General features: G+C 33.0%; 19 protein-coding genes. 10 read left to right on the top strand and 9 right to left on the bottom strand.

All coding sequences use genetic code 11. The features are described 5' to 3' along the window. Positions 1 to 7: 7 nt before the first annotated feature. Complete coding sequence (locus Nisw_RS04990; protein ID WP_141977051.1) at positions 8 to 910, top strand: plastocyanin/azurin family copper-binding protein; 903 nt, start codon at positions 8 to 10, stop codon at positions 908 to 910. On the opposite strand, the gene cbiE is transcribed toward Nisw_RS04990, so the two are convergent. Both cbiE and Nisw_RS04980 read right to left on the bottom strand, forming a co-directional pair. Continuing rightward, entirely contained in the window at positions 907 to 1,623 is a 717-nt protein-coding gene (cbiE, locus tag Nisw_RS04985; RefSeq protein WP_141977050.1) for a precorrin-6y C5,15-methyltransferase (decarboxylating) subunit CbiE, read from the bottom strand. The genes Nisw_RS04990 and cbiE overlap by 4 nt on opposite strands. Positions 1,624 to 1,625: 2 nt before the next feature. After that, positions 1,626 to 2,117 carry a hypothetical protein gene (locus Nisw_RS04980; protein WP_141977048.1) on the bottom strand — a complete coding sequence of 164 codons (492 nt, stop codon included), beginning with the start codon at positions 2,115 to 2,117 and terminating at the stop codon, positions 1,626 to 1,628. 70 nt (positions 2,118 to 2,187) lie between these two features. On the opposite strand from Nisw_RS04980, the gene Nisw_RS04975 reads away from it, so the two are divergent. Beyond that, a complete protein-coding gene (locus tag Nisw_RS04975) occupies positions 2,188 to 3,714 on the top strand; it encodes a peptidylprolyl isomerase (protein ID WP_141977046.1) in 1,527 nt (508 codons plus the stop codon). Here the strand turns inward: Nisw_RS04975 and Nisw_RS04970 are convergent, their stop codons facing one another. Continuing rightward, positions 3,715 to 5,070 carry an NAD(P)/FAD-dependent oxidoreductase gene (locus tag Nisw_RS04970; RefSeq protein ID WP_141977044.1) on the bottom strand — a complete coding sequence of 452 codons (1,356 nt, stop codon included), beginning with the start codon at positions 5,068 to 5,070 and terminating at the stop codon, positions 3,715 to 3,717. A gap of 73 nt (positions 5,071 to 5,143) precedes the next feature. Beyond that, complete coding sequence (locus Nisw_RS04965; RefSeq protein ID WP_255430720.1) at positions 5,144 to 5,794, bottom strand: ACT domain-containing protein; 651 nt, start codon at positions 5,792 to 5,794, stop codon at positions 5,144 to 5,146. A 119-nt stretch (positions 5,795 to 5,913) separates the two neighbouring features. Between Nisw_RS04965 and hsp20 the strand changes: the two genes are divergently transcribed. The 4 genes from hsp20 (at position 5,914) to Nisw_RS04945 (ending at position 9,334) form a co-directional block, all read left to right on the top strand. Continuing rightward, the gene (gene hsp20 / locus Nisw_RS04960) at positions 5,914 to 6,411 is read left to right on the top strand and encodes an archaeal heat shock protein Hsp20 (RefSeq protein WP_141978510.1); all 498 of its coding nucleotides are present in this window, start codon (positions 5,914 to 5,916) and stop codon (positions 6,409 to 6,411) included. A gap of 27 nt (positions 6,412 to 6,438) precedes the next feature. Then, positions 6,439 to 8,580 carry a CDC48 family AAA ATPase gene (locus Nisw_RS04955; RefSeq protein WP_141977040.1) on the top strand — a complete coding sequence of 714 codons (2,142 nt, stop codon included), beginning with the start codon at positions 6,439 to 6,441 and terminating at the stop codon, positions 8,578 to 8,580. 29 nt (positions 8,581 to 8,609) lie between these two features. Beyond that, positions 8,610 to 8,828 (top strand): hypothetical protein, encoded by a 219-nt coding sequence (locus tag Nisw_RS04950; RefSeq protein WP_141977038.1) that lies wholly within the window; start codon positions 8,610 to 8,612, stop codon positions 8,826 to 8,828. Between the two features lie 71 nt (positions 8,829 to 8,899). After that, a complete protein-coding gene (locus tag Nisw_RS04945; RefSeq protein WP_141977036.1) occupies positions 8,900 to 9,334 on the top strand; it encodes a hypothetical protein in 435 nt (144 codons plus the stop codon). Positions 9,335 to 9,350: 16 nt separating this feature from the next. Here Nisw_RS04945 and Nisw_RS04940 read toward each other — a convergent pair whose 3' ends face one another. Further along, on the bottom strand, positions 9,351 to 10,271 hold the full coding sequence (locus tag Nisw_RS04940) for a transcription initiation factor IIB family protein (protein ID WP_141977034.1): 921 nt from the start codon (positions 10,269 to 10,271) through the stop codon (positions 9,351 to 9,353). Between the two features lie 173 nt (positions 10,272 to 10,444). Next, positions 10,445 to 10,636 carry a DUF1059 domain-containing protein gene (locus Nisw_RS04935; RefSeq protein ID WP_141977033.1) on the bottom strand — a complete coding sequence of 64 codons (192 nt, stop codon included), beginning with the start codon at positions 10,634 to 10,636 and terminating at the stop codon, positions 10,445 to 10,447. A 127-nt stretch (positions 10,637 to 10,763) separates the two neighbouring features. On the opposite strand from Nisw_RS04935, the gene Nisw_RS04930 reads away from it, so the two are divergent. Further along, positions 10,764 to 11,144: a CrcB family protein gene (locus Nisw_RS04930; protein ID WP_141977031.1), complete on the top strand. Its 381-nt coding sequence runs from the start codon at positions 10,764 to 10,766 to the stop codon at positions 11,142 to 11,144. A 7-nt stretch (positions 11,145 to 11,151) separates the two neighbouring features. After that, the gene (locus tag Nisw_RS04925; RefSeq protein WP_141977029.1) at positions 11,152 to 11,379 is read left to right on the top strand and encodes a hypothetical protein; all 228 of its coding nucleotides are present in this window, start codon (positions 11,152 to 11,154) and stop codon (positions 11,377 to 11,379) included. Here the strand turns inward: Nisw_RS04925 and Nisw_RS04920 are convergent, their stop codons facing one another. Further along, complete coding sequence (locus tag Nisw_RS04920) at positions 11,380 to 11,652, bottom strand: hypothetical protein (protein ID WP_141977027.1); 273 nt, start codon at positions 11,650 to 11,652, stop codon at positions 11,380 to 11,382. 106 nt (positions 11,653 to 11,758) lie between these two features. On the opposite strand from Nisw_RS04920, the gene Nisw_RS04915 reads away from it, so the two are divergent. Next, positions 11,759 to 12,238 carry an Hsp20/alpha crystallin family protein gene (locus tag Nisw_RS04915; RefSeq protein WP_141977025.1) on the top strand — a complete coding sequence of 160 codons (480 nt, stop codon included), beginning with the start codon at positions 11,759 to 11,761 and terminating at the stop codon, positions 12,236 to 12,238. Here Nisw_RS04915 and Nisw_RS04910 read toward each other — a convergent pair. Then, positions 12,227 to 12,454, bottom strand: a complete 228-nt coding sequence (locus Nisw_RS04910; RefSeq protein WP_141977024.1) for a hypothetical protein — start codon at positions 12,452 to 12,454, stop codon at positions 12,227 to 12,229. The genes Nisw_RS04915 and Nisw_RS04910 overlap by 12 nt on opposite strands. A 107-nt stretch (positions 12,455 to 12,561) precedes the next feature. Between Nisw_RS04910 and Nisw_RS04905 the strand changes: the two genes are divergently transcribed. Continuing rightward, entirely contained in the window at positions 12,562 to 12,861 is a 300-nt protein-coding gene (locus Nisw_RS04905; protein WP_141977022.1) for a hypothetical protein, read from the top strand. Here the strand turns inward: Nisw_RS04905 and Nisw_RS04900 are convergent. Continuing rightward, positions 12,858 to 13,802, bottom strand: coding sequence for a hypothetical protein (locus Nisw_RS04900; RefSeq protein WP_141977020.1), 945 nt, complete (start codon positions 13,800 to 13,802; stop codon positions 12,858 to 12,860). The genes Nisw_RS04905 and Nisw_RS04900 overlap by 4 nt on opposite strands. Position 13,803: the final 1 nt, after the last annotated feature.

Genomic DNA, 13,803 nt, shown 5'->3' with positions numbered 1-13,803 from the left:
ATCTATTGTGAAGTTAGTAATATCATTAGTAGCATTATTGATAGTTTTTTCAGGATTTCTTTTCAATGAATCATTTGCAGAAGTTTCTAAAAACCAAGCGTTTCTTTTAGAGGGATCTGGGTTTGCGGTAACTGAAGAACAAATTAAATTTACAGAAATTGATCTAGGTTTATCCTCTCAAGACCAACGTGGGAGTACCATTAGTTTTGTAATAGAAGATGGATTTCTCACACTTGATGATGAGGAATTCATTATTTCAGATCTAGAAGGAAAGTTTTTGCGTGAAGGCCGTTATATTCGAATTAATGGAAATATAGAAAGTTCTAGTGGAGATGAAACAACAATCAGTTTCTTTGGACGACTAGTTGCAGAAAGTAAAGATGCATCAATTTATGGTTTTACTGGTAGAATTACAACATCTGATGATACTTACAAAATTATCTACACTACAAAATTATCTACCTTATCAAAAATTAATTTAGTATCAACAATAGAAGAACCAAAAAATCTTGTAATTAGAATTCTTAAAGGTTCTTCTTCACAAGGAGGTGCTGATAGTTATATTGGACTTGATACCACCGGTTCGGATTCAACAAGATTAGGGTATTTTTCTAAGGATAGAATTTCAGTAGAACCGGGTTCTACAATAACTTTAGTAAATAATGACGTTGTATCTCATAGCATTCTTAGTGGAAAAGAAAACTATGGTGACAGACATGATCCCTTTGATCCTGATGGAAGAATTTCAACTGGTAATGTTTCACCAGGAGATTCTATCAACATAACATTTGATGATGCAGGATTTTACAGATTGTATGATCCTGATTATCCTTGGATGAAAATTGTGGCATATGTTTTCCCTAGTTCAGATTCTCTAGTTCTCGGACAAGGTCAAAATCTAGGAAATTAGTTTTCCCATTGCCATCTATAATTCATGTAAGAGTCTAGGCTTGTTTGATTAAACACCATTACTGACAAATCTGAAAATTCCTTTCCTTCCAAATCTTTTACAGTTCCTTCAAAATTAGTTTCGTCTTCAGTCGTTATGGCTTCAAAGACATGAACCTTAATTTTCTCAGTGTCAAAACCATTTTCACGAAGATAAACTGCAATTTCTGACGGCATAAAATGCTTGTCTGGTTGTTTTGGCCAAGGTCTTGGAACTAAAACAACACTAAACCCATCAATCAACGCCTTTTGCAGCTCCAATTTTTTGTCTTCAATTGGAGTTGTTACATGCATTGTGATTACTTTAGATTTATCAAGTGGTACTTGCGCTCTTGATGCTGCAACTTGGATTGAACTAATTCCTGGAACAATTTCCACTTTACCAAAAATTTCTATTAATCTATCAACAACCTCTGATTCTGAAAAATTCACATCTCCTGTAAATGGAATTACTAGAGTTTTGTCTCCTAATCTTGGAAGAACTTCTTGATAGGACTTTTCTTGATTATTCATAGTAATTTCGTGAATTTCTTTTCCTTCAAGAAGATGTTCAATTGTTTTTAGGGTGTATTTGTAACCAATTACAATATCACAATTTTGAACTATCTCTTTGACAATTTCTGTTACATATTTCGGTGAACCTGGACCTACACCTACAGCGAAAATTTTTCCCAATTTTACTTTGTAAATTTCTGTCTGTCTTTAATATATTGCACAAATGGTGCCCAATCTACTTTCATGTATTTTGTAGGCTCTTTTGCTGGATATTTTACCCAATCTTGAGCAATGGAATACTGAAATTTTTCTTTTTTACCGTTTTTTTCATATTCTAACTGTAGAACACTTCCCCAAGTCTTTTCTTCAAAACTAATATCAGAAATATCATCAAATGATAATTCTGTGTTTCTTTTATCCTCTACATCATTCATTAATTCTTCTTCGTCATAACCATCATGACGAATCATTGTGTTTTTTGATCTGATAAAATTTATCACTTGTCTTTGAGTAATTGCTTTCCACCATTTCATCTTGGCTTCTGTTTTATGAATAAACATTAGATGTTTATCGGTAAGAATCAACATTCCTTCTTTTCCACCAATTGATAGAAATTTTTTTGATTCTCTCCATACTGAAACAATATGTGCCTGAATCTTTTCATCAGGTTGCATAGGAGTAATCTTTTTGACTTTGTTAAAAACTAATACAATTGGCTTTTAAGTGAGATTCTAAGGGGGAAATATGTTGAAGAAAATATTTCTTGCAATTACATTTTCATTATTATTTTTAGGAATTGTTAATCAAGCAACAGCCCAAACAGTTGAAATTAACCCAATTAAGATAATGGATCCTATAGTAATCATTGAAACTAATTTAGGGAATATTGCAATTGGCTTTTTTCCAAATGATGCACCAAATCATGTCGAAAATTTTCTAAAACTATCAACTTCTGGATTTTACGATGGAACACTTTTTCATAGAATTATTCCAGGGTTTATGATTCAAGGTGGTGATCCAAACACCATTGATGGAGATCCAAGCACTTGGGGCACAGGTGGTCCTGATACGAGATTAAATGCTGAGTTTAACAACATTAAACATAATCGTGGAATAGTTTCAATGGCAAGATCTACTGATCCAAATAGTGGAGGTTCACAATTTTTCATTGTTCATCAAGATTCCAATTTCCTTGATGAACAATATACTGTATTTGGAAGAATTGTAACTGAAGAAAGTTTCGAAACACTTGATAAAATTGCATCAGTTTCTACTGGAAATAGAGATGAGCCTCTGAATCCTGAACAAGTCAGAATTACTAAAGTCACAGTTGTTAATGAATCTGAAATTTCTGATTTACTAGAATTGTCTGAACCTGAAAGAATTCAAACAAATGTAGAACCACCTACTGGAACTCAACAATTTGAAAATGAAGAATATGATATTGCATTTAATGTGCCTGAAGGATGGATGTTACAACAACCCGAAAAAACTCAAGAAAATTCCCCAGATTTTGTTGCAGTAGGACCTAAGGTTGGAGAGATGAACCCTGTATTCTCTTTAACAATTTATCCAACTGAACAAAAAACTTTAGATGATCTTATTGAAGAAAAATCTGAACAATTAACAGAAGTTATTGAATCTGGACAGTTGAATGTAATTTCAAAAGATAAAACCACAATTAATGGAAAGAGTGCATATGTGATTAACGCAGTGGGATTGTTTTCTGCCAATGGCCAAAGTTACAATGTAAAGTTTAAAGAAGTCATGATTTATGATTCAGAAAATTACTACACTTTTTCATACAGTAATGGAGTAGACGATTTTGATTCTAAACTAGAAAGATTTAACGAAACAATAGATTCTTTTAAAAAATTATCTGAAGATTCTACTGAAGAAAATGGTGGCTGTTTGATTGCAACTGCAACATTTGGCTCTGAGATGGCTCCACAAGTTCAGAAGTTAAGGGAATTAAGAGATAATACTATTCTTACAACAGAATCTGGAACTGCATTTATGAGTGGATTTAACCAACTGTACTATTCATTCTCTCCAACCATAGCTGATTTAGAACGTGAATCTCCATTATTCAAAGAAATTGTAAAACTATCAATCACTCCAATGTTATCCACACTCTCAATTCTAAACTATGCTGAGATCAATTCTGAACAAGAAATGATCTCCTATGGAGTAGGAATTATTCTAATGAATGTTGGAATGTATTTTGCAGCACCTGCAATAATTATCTATAAAATTCGAAAACTAAACTAATTACCAAACATCATCAACTTCATCAAGAACCTTGTATTCTTTTTCTGGTTCACGTCTCATGAACTTTAATCTTGAGATATCCCTATCAAAAATTGCATCAGCTGTCCAATCAAGAAATACTCTAAATCGTTTGTCCCATGTTGGAATTTTTGAGAGGTAAATATTTCTCCAAAGAAACCATGCAAAAATTCCATGAATATTCATTCCTAAAAATGATGCAATACCTGTTCTCTTACCAATAATTGCCATTTGGCCTTTTGATTCATATGTAAATTCGGTTTTTTCTTCATTTCTAATCAAAGCATGAAGGTTTTTTGCAGCAATTTTTGCTTGAGCTTCAGCAATTTGTGCAGTTGGTGCAAATGGTCTTTGAGTACTAGGATCTAAAAATAATGCACAATCTCCAATCGCAAAAACACCTGGAAAATCATTTACTTCTAAATTTTTATCAACAATGATTTTTCCTTTGTCTGTTTTGAATAATGATCTTTTGATTGTATTGACTGGAGTAACACCTGCAGTCCAAATTACAGTTTTTGATTGAATTGAACTTACTATTGAATCATCTATGGCATCTTTGTCTACATCTAATCTCTTTATCATTACTTCATCTCCATCAAAACTAGTCACAGCTGTTTGCAGTTTGATTTCAATTCCATGCTCTGTCAGTTTTTCTTGTGCAAATTTTGCAAGACTTTCAGAAAAACCCGGCAAGATATTTGGTAATGCTTCTAACACTACAACATGAATGTCTTCCTTTTTGATATTTGGATAATATTTTCTTACATCTAACAAAAGATCCATGATCTCTCCGGCAGTTTCAATTCCTGCAAAACCTCCACCTACAACAACAAAATTTAGAAGACTTTGTTTTAAGATTGGATTTGTTTCATTTTCTGCTTGTTCTAACATGTCTATCATTCTGTTTCTAACCATAACTGCATCATTGAGTGTCTTCATTTGATAGGCATTTTTTTCAAGATCATTCATTCCAAAAAAGTTAGTTTCACTTCCTAATGCAACTACAAGAAAATCATAATGAAGTGAAATTCCTCTCTTGTTTCCACTCCCCCATAAATTTACTATCTTTCCATATGGATCAATGTTTTTGACTCTGCCCTCATAGAAGGTTGCTTTTTTTGTAATTGTTCTAATTGGCATTACAATATGTCTAGTTTCAATAGTTCCAGATGCTACTTGAGGTAACATTGGAGTAAATAATAGAAAATTATCTTCACTGACTAGAACGATCTCAATTTCTGAATCATTCTTGAAATATTCCTCTAGTTTCCTAGTGCACTCTACACCTGCAAAACCTCCTCCTAAAACGACAATTTTCTTCTTATTTCGAGCCATTTGCTTACCCCAGAAAATTACTGAATATATCCCTATGAGTTTACTTTCAAAAACTATGCGTATGTGCCTATTTTCAGGCTCTCATTATGTCAGAGTGTAAAATCTCATATGCTCTAGATGCATCTCTTTCATTGAGAATAATTATGATGTTATCCTGACTGAAAAAAGCATTTACAAGTTCAATCCCATTTGCATGTAATACCTCGGCAACATAGGAAACCACATCTGATTGATTTTGTGAGTTTGGTATGGTGATTTTGATTTTTGCAAGACCTGTACTAAATATGTCATCTCTATTTGAAACATCATCAAAAATTTGTCTAATATCTTCCATGTCTTCTGTAAGAAATCTAAATGAATCAGACATTCTGAAAAATTCATAATTGTTTGTAATCTTTGAGAATTTATCTAAAATTGCCATAGGATCCATCTGATTGGAATCTTTAATTGAAAATTTAACATCCATAATTCCATCAGTCAAAACCAACCTCGCATTTTTCAAAACTGGTTCTTCCTTTACCTCATCTTTGATCTCAAATGAATCTGCATACCTCTTGATTGCTACAACTATTGTATTGAGATTAACACTGTTTCCAAGAATTCTTTCAATTTCTGGTTGAATCTTTACTGCCAATGCTGTATAATTTATCAAATCCATCTTCATACAATCATAAATTGAACGATTTCTGGTAATTATCTCCCTGACAACCTCAGGCACAGACATACTTGTTAATCTCATTAAAATTATTATAATATGTCAGTTATAATAGGATTATGTAAGAAATCAAAGAAATTTCAATAATCTTTATATAATGTCATAGATATTACATACTATAGGTGAATATGACAATGTTCTTTGATAGTGAATTTGATAGAATCTTCAAGAGAATGTCTAGATCTTTTTTTGACACAGAAGACATGTTTGAAGAATTCAAGGGAAATGGTTCTGAATCTGGCCCATTTTATTATGGTTATACAATGACCGTGGGTCCTGATGGAAAACCTGTTGTAAAAGAATATGGAAACGTCAAACCAGGCCAACTTCCAACCTCTGATACACGAGAACCAATAGTTGACACAATTGTTGATGAAAAAGAAAAAGTTGTAAAACTCATAGCTGAGATGCCGGGAGTTGAAAAAACTGATGTCAAAATTGTTGTTGACAACAAAGTTGTAGATCTATCTGCAGAACATGGTGAAAAAAAATACCATGTTAAAGTTCCAGTACAACACAAAGTTGATGAGAACTCTGCAAAGGCTTCATACAAAAATGGAATTTTACAACTAGTCTTCAAATTAGTTGAAGAAAAACCAACTGGCAAAAAGGTGGAGGTTGAATAAACCCCCTTTGATTTTTGAGGTAAAAAAATGAGTGAAATTATTTTAAAAGTTGATGAAATTCCGCAACAACATGTTGGACGAGGAAGAGCAATAATTGATCCAAAAATTATTGAAGATCAAAAATGGAATACTGGCCAAATCTTAGAATTAACATATAACAAAAAAACACATGTAAAACTTTGGCCAGGTAATCCTGAAGAATATGGAACAGGAATTATCAAAATTGATGGAATGACAAGACAAAATATTGGAGCAGGAATTGGTGATAAGATTTCTCTAAAATCAGTTGAAGCTTCCAATGCTGAACAAATTGTCTTGTCTCCTACTGAGAAAATATCTGCTGAAGGCTTACAAGAATACATGATTTACAATTATCTTAATCATGTATTTACAACTGGAGATACATTATCTCTTAATACTCAAATGGGTGGAAGAGTTCAATTCATTGTAACTAGTACTAAACCATCAAAACCAGTTATAGTTACTGAAAATACAGTTTTCAAACTTGGCACAATGACAAAATCAGTTGATGCATCTGTTCCAAGAATAACCTATGACGAGTTAGGTGGCCTCAAAAACGAAGTCCAAAAAATTCGTGAGATGGTTGAATTACCAATGAGACATCCAGAATTGTTTGATAAAATAGGTGTGGAAGCTCCAAAAGGCGTCTTATTGTATGGTCCTCCAGGAACAGGAAAGACTTTACTTGCTAAGGCAGTAGCTGGTGAAACCAATGCTCACTTTATCTCACTTAGTGGCCCTGAAATCATGGGAAAATACTATGGCGAAAGTGAAGAGAAAATACGAGAAATTTTCAATCAAGCTGAAGAAAATTCTCCTAGTATAGTCTTCATTGATGAAATTGATTCTATTGCTCCAAAAAGAGACGAAGTTTCAGGCGAAGTTGAAAAGAGAATAGTTTCTCAACTTTTGACTTTGATGGATGGAATGAAATCTAGAGGCAAAGTTGTAGTAATTGCAGCTACCAATAGACCAGATTCTATTGATCCTGCTCTTAGACGACCTGGTAGATTCGATAGAGAGATTGAAATTGGAATTCCTGATGATGAAGGAAGATTTGAAATTCTTTCAATCCATACACGTGGAATGCCAATAGATGAAAAAGTAGATCTTAAACAAATCTCAAAGACAACCCATGGATTTGTCGGAGCTGACTTGGAAGTCCTATCAAAAGAAGCTGCAATGAGATCACTCCGCAGAATTCTTCCTGAGATAGATCTTGATGAAGATAAGATATCATCAGAAATTCTTCAAAAAATAGAGATTACAAGTGAAGACTTTAGAGATGCACTAAAAGAAGTCAGACCAAGTGCATTGCGTGAAGTTCAAGTACAGATTCCTAATGTAAGTTGGGATGATGTTGGTGGTCTTGATGAACTAAAAGAAGAATTACGCGAAGCAGTTGAATGGCCCATCAAACACAAAGAAGCATTTGATTATGTTGATGTTGAAACGCCAAAAGGAATCTTACTTCATGGCCCGCCAGGAACTGGCAAAACATTGATTGCAAAAGCACTCGCAAAAATGACAGAATCAAACTTTATCAGCATAAAGGGACCAGAACTACTCTCAAAATGGGTTGGTGAATCTGAAAAAGGAGTCAGAGAAATCTTCAGAAAGGCAAGACAAGCAGCACCATGTATCATCTTTTTAGATGAAGTAGATGCACTTGTGCCTAGAAGAGGTAGTGGAGGCTCAGAATCCCATGTCACAGAAAGTGTAGTGTCTCAAATACTAACTGAGATTGATGGATTAGAAGAACTACATAATGTGTTGATAGTTGGTGCAACAAACCGACTAGATATTGTAGATGATGCATTACTTAGACCTGGAAGATTTGACAGAATTATTGAAGTTCCAAATCCAGATGCAAAAGGAAGAAAAAACATCTTTGAGATTCATACCAAAAAGAAGCCACTTGCAAGTGATGTAGATATTGCAAAACTTGTAGAATTAACTGATGGATTCAGTGGAGCAGAAATTGCAGCAGTTGCAAACAGAGCAGCAGTTGCAGCTCTCAAAAAATATGTTGGTGGTAAAACACAAAATATCAAAGACATCAAGATATCTCAACAAGAACTAATTGACGCAATTGACAAGGTAAAGCCTCAGAAAAAAGAGGCACCACTTGCTCAATCCATAAAATAGTCTAAATACTAAGGAAAATGAGACAAAACATGAAACTGTATCTTGACTTTGACCCTTGCCAAGAATGCAATACAATGATGGCAGAGCTTAGTAGCCCTGAGATGTTATTTGCAGATGAGAAAACTAGAGCAGATGAATCTGCAAAATTTCTCCGACATTTGACATATAATCACAATGAAGTGGTTCAAGCCGTCATGAATGATCTTCCAAAACAAAAAAGAGATCAAGAACCTGATTTCTACAAATAATCTTCTTTTTCATTCTTAACAACCAGTAATCATATTCATATACAAAATTATCCTAAACTTTTTGATATAAAATGAAAATAAATTTTCTATTTGGTTTGATTGCAATTACCTTCTTGTTTAGCATGCCCTCTTCGTTTGGTGTTGAGACTGATCAAGAACCTGAGCCCCCAGGACTTCCGGAACCTTCACCTGAACCTGAACCAATTCCACTTCCTGAACCTGAACCTGTTCCAGATCCATTTCCAGGAGAAACTGAATCAGAAAAAATTCAAAGACTAACTGAAGAAAATGAAAAACTAAAACAACAAAACAAAAACCTTCAAGGTCAAGTATCTACTTTAAAAAATGAAAAATCAGGACTGCAATCTCAAATATCTCATTTGCATGACAGGATAAAGGATTTGGAACAAATCACAATGGAGCAAATTCGTGTAATTATGGATCTGGTAAATAGACTAAAAGATGTTTTTTATGAAAAAATAATTTCTCCTACAATTAACATGTAGGACTTTTTTGGATTTTCTACTCATCAAGCTTTAGTATTTTCTTAATCAAAGCAGTTCTGTTTCGAATTGTTACATCACTTACTCCTGCTTCTACTGAGAATTTCTTTTGACTAACTTTTTCTCCATTAATTATACATGAAATGTATAACGAAGCAGCTGCTTGTGCTACTGGGTGTTTTCCAGCAGTAATTTCTTCTTCTTCACAGCGCTTTAGTATCTCAAATGCTCCACGCTTTGTTTTTTCTTTCAAATTCATGTTGTTTGAAATCTTTGAGATAAACGAGGAAGTATCATACTGATTAAGATTCAATTCAAGCTTTCTGATTATGGTTCTCAAATCTCGGGAAAGTATTCTTCTTTCCACATTACCAGCTTCGGCAATATCGTCTAATGTTCTTGGGATGTTGTTTTCTCTACATGCTGCATATAATGAGGCTGAGATCAATGATGCCATTGTTCTTCCTCGTGTTAATTTTGCACTAACAGTTTTTCTGTAGATATAGGCAGCATTTTCTACCACATTATCTGGTACTCCTAACTTTGTCTTCATTGAATGAAGTAAAGTAAAGGCCTTACTCAAAGTAGCAGTTTTTCTTGATTTACTTCTTTGATCCCATGTTCTGAGTCTATTGAATTCATATTTTGTTTTACTGGATAATGCATTTCCTGAAGAATCTTTATTGTTTCCAATAACAGTTGATAATCCTTTATCAAACATCGTTAGCGATGTTGCAGGACCTGTTCTTGCTTGCTTCATAAAGTCTTCCTGAGTGTAACCATTGTTTTCATATGATGCGTCAGCTAAGTTTTGCACTAGAATAAGACCGCAACCCCCACAAACAATTTCTCCTCGTTCAGAATCTGTTATTGCAGGGTAGGTTTTGCAAGCATCTAGTTCACACTTGACATCATAATCGTTTGAATAATTTTCTACCACTATTAACTATGATTGGTAAACATAAAATAAAAAGAAATTGTTACAGGAAATTTTGTAATCAAAACTATACTTTACAAACAAAAAATTCCTAATCTTTTTAGAAAAATTACTTCTTAAAATGAATACAACGTACATTGTATTAAATGTTAAAAATGAAAAATAATTTTTTGAAATTATTTTTTAATTGATTCTAAAGAGTGACCACGATTTTGAATCATTTGTGTGACTGCCTCAATGGTATAATCAATTCCGTGTTCTTCTTCAAAATGATTTCTTAATTTCTCAATTGTGCTGATAGATTTCTCCTCATCAATTTCGTATTGACATTCAAAACCATAATCTTCACATCTTAGTTTGATAGTCATGTAGTCTGGAAAAAATGTCAAACCTATAAAAACCATGGACCTAATTTCACACAAAAACGAAATTAGGTATTTTGAACCTAAAATGTCCCAAATAGCACTAATAACGTCCTGATACTATCAACAAAATATGAAAGGATTAGAGTTTGTCTTCCTTGCAGCAGGTTCAGTTCTTGGAGCATTTCTGAGGTACAAAGTAACAGAATCTCCTTTGATTTTCAATACATTACCACTAAACGTTTTGATAGTAAATGTAATTGGCGCATTTATTCTTGGAATATTCATTGTTGTTTCAGAACAATGGAATCTTGATGGAAGATATTCACTGTTTGCAGCAATAGGATTTTGTGGCTCTTTAACAACAATGTCTTCATTTGCCCTTGACTCTAGTAATTTGTTAGAAAATAGTCATTATGGAACACTAGCAATCAACATTGTTGCAAACATTGGACTATCTATTGGAGCACTAATTGGAGGAAAATCCTTAATGAGTGCGATAATATCTAATTAATTAGGAAATGGTTTATTCATATCAAGTTATAAAATTTCAAACAATCTCATTTGTTCAAGGTACTCATTGGTCCCAATCTGCAGGTGATAAAGGAATACTGTACAAATCACTAAAGGATCCATTTTCAAAATTAATTGTTCAAACAAATGATTCAAAAAAACTATACCGTGTTCCAAAAGATAGAACTGTAATTGTTACAAATGATACTGTACATTTTCTAGGCGAACTATCCTAATTATTTAAAAAATTGATCAACCTGATCTCTGTATTTTAGTGCAATCTTTCCAAAATCTGAAAAATCTTCTACGGTTGGATTTATCATTCTCATTGCATATTGGTTTACAAATACAGATAGAGCACTACCTATGATTAGATTGTATACACCATCAGCCACATTATTTGAATATGGAAATGCAACTTTGATAAATGGTAAATATGATTCTGTTTGAGAAATCATTAATTTTATGTGCCTCTCAACAAAATCTTCTACATCTGACGGTATTGCCATAATTTCATTTAATTTGATTTCTTATAAGTAGATCTTTGATTCCGGATTTAGAATCAGTATTGATAGTCAATGGATCCTTTATAAAAAAAAACAACATACAAAATTCATGGCAGCCAAAAAACCTGTGAAAAAAAGTCCTGCTATGTCTCCATTTCTAACATCAAGCTGGCTTGATATTGACAAGTCCATTGACAATTTAAGAAAGGAGATGGAAAAAGCATTTTCTTCATTCCCATCAATATCTATGCCAAAAATGCCACAATCATCTTGTGATGTTATTGATGAAGGAAAACAATTCCGTGTTAAAATGGATGTTCCTGGAATAAAGAAAAATGAAATAAAACTCAATGTAACTGAAAATTCACTTGAAATATCAGGTGAACACAAAGAGGAATCTGAAGAAAAGAAGAAAAACTACCTTACAAAAGAGCGCAGTCAAATATCTTACTATAGAACATTACCTCTTTCAGAAAATGTAGTTGCATCAAAAGTAAAAGCAAAACTTAGTGATGGGGTTTTAGATATAACATTGCCAAAATCTAAACCTACAAAGACTCAAAAAAAGAAATCTGTCTCAGTTCAATAATTGTTTTTTAACTATAATTTGGGATAGATACTTTTCTTTTCCTTTTCTACTTCTAGGCAAACATCTTAACTGTCTATTACAACAAGGACAAGTAAGGCCGTCATATTCTACAAATACTTCACAATAATTACATCTCTTTTGACCTGCTGCATATCTTCCAATCTGTGATGGCTTTAGTGCTTTGTACTCTTTACACTTACCTATACAATAAGTCATCAATATTGACTCAAATTATTCAAAAATAAAAGGTTTGATTGCAGTGCCATTCAGATTTTGATTTTTATCCAAATTGAATTTATAACACTAGTCTCCATTTCTGACTGTTGCATTATTTAGACGAAAAAGTATTTGGCAAGATTACAACAAAAGAAATCATTGGAGCAGAACCACCTGAAGATCCTGACACAAAAGATCTTTTAGAAAATGAACTTGCAACTTTAATTTCAGAACTAGACTCACAACCAAAAGAGAATCTAGAAAAACTCTTAGAACAACAAAAAACTGCAGAGGCACATGTAAACAGTAGGCCTGGTGCAATGGCTTTATCACAACCTAAAATTCAATTATTTACCAAATATAGTCAAAAATACATACAAAAAATTAAAGAAAAATTAGAATCCTAAGTTTTCTTCTTTTTGGGACGTTTTTTTGTAGATGTTTTTCTTTTTGCCAATAGTGTTATGATTGCACCTGCTGGAATTCCTATAATTGTCCCAAGACTAACATAGGGTGCAATAAAAAAATCTCCAATCCAAATTCCACCATCGGTTGTCAATTCCATAAATGTTCTGGGTCTTAGAACAACTGAAACAGTTTGTGAATCTTCTTTTTGTTCTCCAATATCATCTGTATATTGTACAATAATTTCAAATGGAAGTTTGTATTCCGTATTTACTTCTTCAGTTGGAGTGATAATTCTTGATGTTATTCCTACAGGAATATTTTTTTCAATTTTTGAAAATGAATGCATTGTTTCTCCTCTAAATTCAATATCTTTAGGTGGAATGATTTTGATTCTAACATCCGTAATGTCAATATCTTCAGATATTACTTCAACTTCAATTGGAAATTCTGCATTAGCAAAGATTGATTCAGGAGTCTTTGTGTAGATTGTTATACTTGGATCTTCTTTTATTGTAATTGGAATCGCAATATCGTGATAAAATGGTTTTTGTGGTATTTCGTTATTTGAAACTAGAACTTGAGAATATTTTATGTTAAGAAAATGAATTCCTGAACTTGCATCATTTGTAATTCGTAAATTAACATTTTCTCCATACGAACCGCCTTGGGCAAGCTTATCAATTCTCACATTTTTTGGCTCTACAATTAATCCTGGAAATTCAGACAATAAGAACTCGAATGAAATATCTCGTTTTTCTTCCCATCCGTTATTTTTTACTAAAATTGAAATAATTCCTTCTCGTCCTTCAACTATTTCATCAGGGTGTGTTATCTCAATGTCCATCCCTCCTTCTAGATTCTGAACTAGTGTCTCTGCATGAATACTGGGAATCAGAAAGAATAACCCTACTAGAAAGGGCGTAATCCAAAATTGATTCATA

This window comes from Candidatus Nitrosopumilus sp. SW (assembly GCF_006740685.1).
GTDB lineage: Archaea > Thermoproteota > Nitrososphaeria > Nitrososphaerales > Nitrosopumilaceae > Nitrosopumilus.
Note: the sequence above shows the minus strand (reverse complement) of the source record. Positions and strands in the feature narration are given on the sequence as shown.

What these genes read in the sequence shown, in the direction of transcription:
- Nisw_RS04980 (WP_141977048.1), bottom strand. Translation starts at nt 2,117, where the DNA reads ATGCAACCTGATGAAAAGATTCAGGCACATATTGTTTCAGTATGGAGA.
- Nisw_RS04975 (WP_141977046.1), top strand. Translation starts at nt 2,188, where the DNA reads ATGTTGAAGAAAATATTTCTTGCAATTACATTTTCATTATTATTTTTA.
- Nisw_RS04970 (WP_141977044.1), bottom strand. Translation starts at nt 5,070, where the DNA reads ATGGCTCGAAATAAGAAGAAAATTGTCGTTTTAGGAGGAGGTTTTGCA.
- Nisw_RS04965 (WP_255430720.1), bottom strand. Translation starts at nt 5,794, where the DNA reads ATGTCTGTGCCTGAGGTTGTCAGGGAGATAATTACCAGAAATCGTTCA.
- hsp20 (WP_141978510.1), top strand. Translation starts at nt 5,914, where the DNA reads ATGACAATGTTCTTTGATAGTGAATTTGATAGAATCTTCAAGAGAATG.
- Nisw_RS04955 (WP_141977040.1), top strand. Translation starts at nt 6,439, where the DNA reads ATGAGTGAAATTATTTTAAAAGTTGATGAAATTCCGCAACAACATGTT.
- Nisw_RS04950 (WP_141977038.1), top strand. Translation starts at nt 8,610, where the DNA reads ATGAAACTGTATCTTGACTTTGACCCTTGCCAAGAATGCAATACAATG.
- Nisw_RS04945 (WP_141977036.1), top strand. Translation starts at nt 8,900, where the DNA reads ATGAAAATAAATTTTCTATTTGGTTTGATTGCAATTACCTTCTTGTTT.
- Nisw_RS04935 (WP_141977033.1), bottom strand. Translation starts at nt 10,636, where the DNA reads ATGACTATCAAACTAAGATGTGAAGATTATGGTTTTGAATGTCAATAC.
- Nisw_RS04930 (WP_141977031.1), top strand. Translation starts at nt 10,764, where the DNA reads ATGAAAGGATTAGAGTTTGTCTTCCTTGCAGCAGGTTCAGTTCTTGGA.
- Nisw_RS04925 (WP_141977029.1), top strand. Translation starts at nt 11,152, where the DNA reads ATGGTTTATTCATATCAAGTTATAAAATTTCAAACAATCTCATTTGTT.
- Nisw_RS04920 (WP_141977027.1), bottom strand. Translation starts at nt 11,652, where the DNA reads ATGGCAATACCGTCAGATGTAGAAGATTTTGTTGAGAGGCACATAAAA.
- Nisw_RS04915 (WP_141977025.1), top strand. Translation starts at nt 11,759, where the DNA reads ATGGCAGCCAAAAAACCTGTGAAAAAAAGTCCTGCTATGTCTCCATTT.
- Nisw_RS04910 (WP_141977024.1), bottom strand. Translation starts at nt 12,454, where the DNA reads ATGACTTATTGTATAGGTAAGTGTAAAGAGTACAAAGCACTAAAGCCA.
- Nisw_RS04900 (WP_141977020.1), bottom strand. Translation starts at nt 13,802, where the DNA reads ATGAATCAATTTTGGATTACGCCCTTTCTAGTAGGGTTATTCTTTCTG.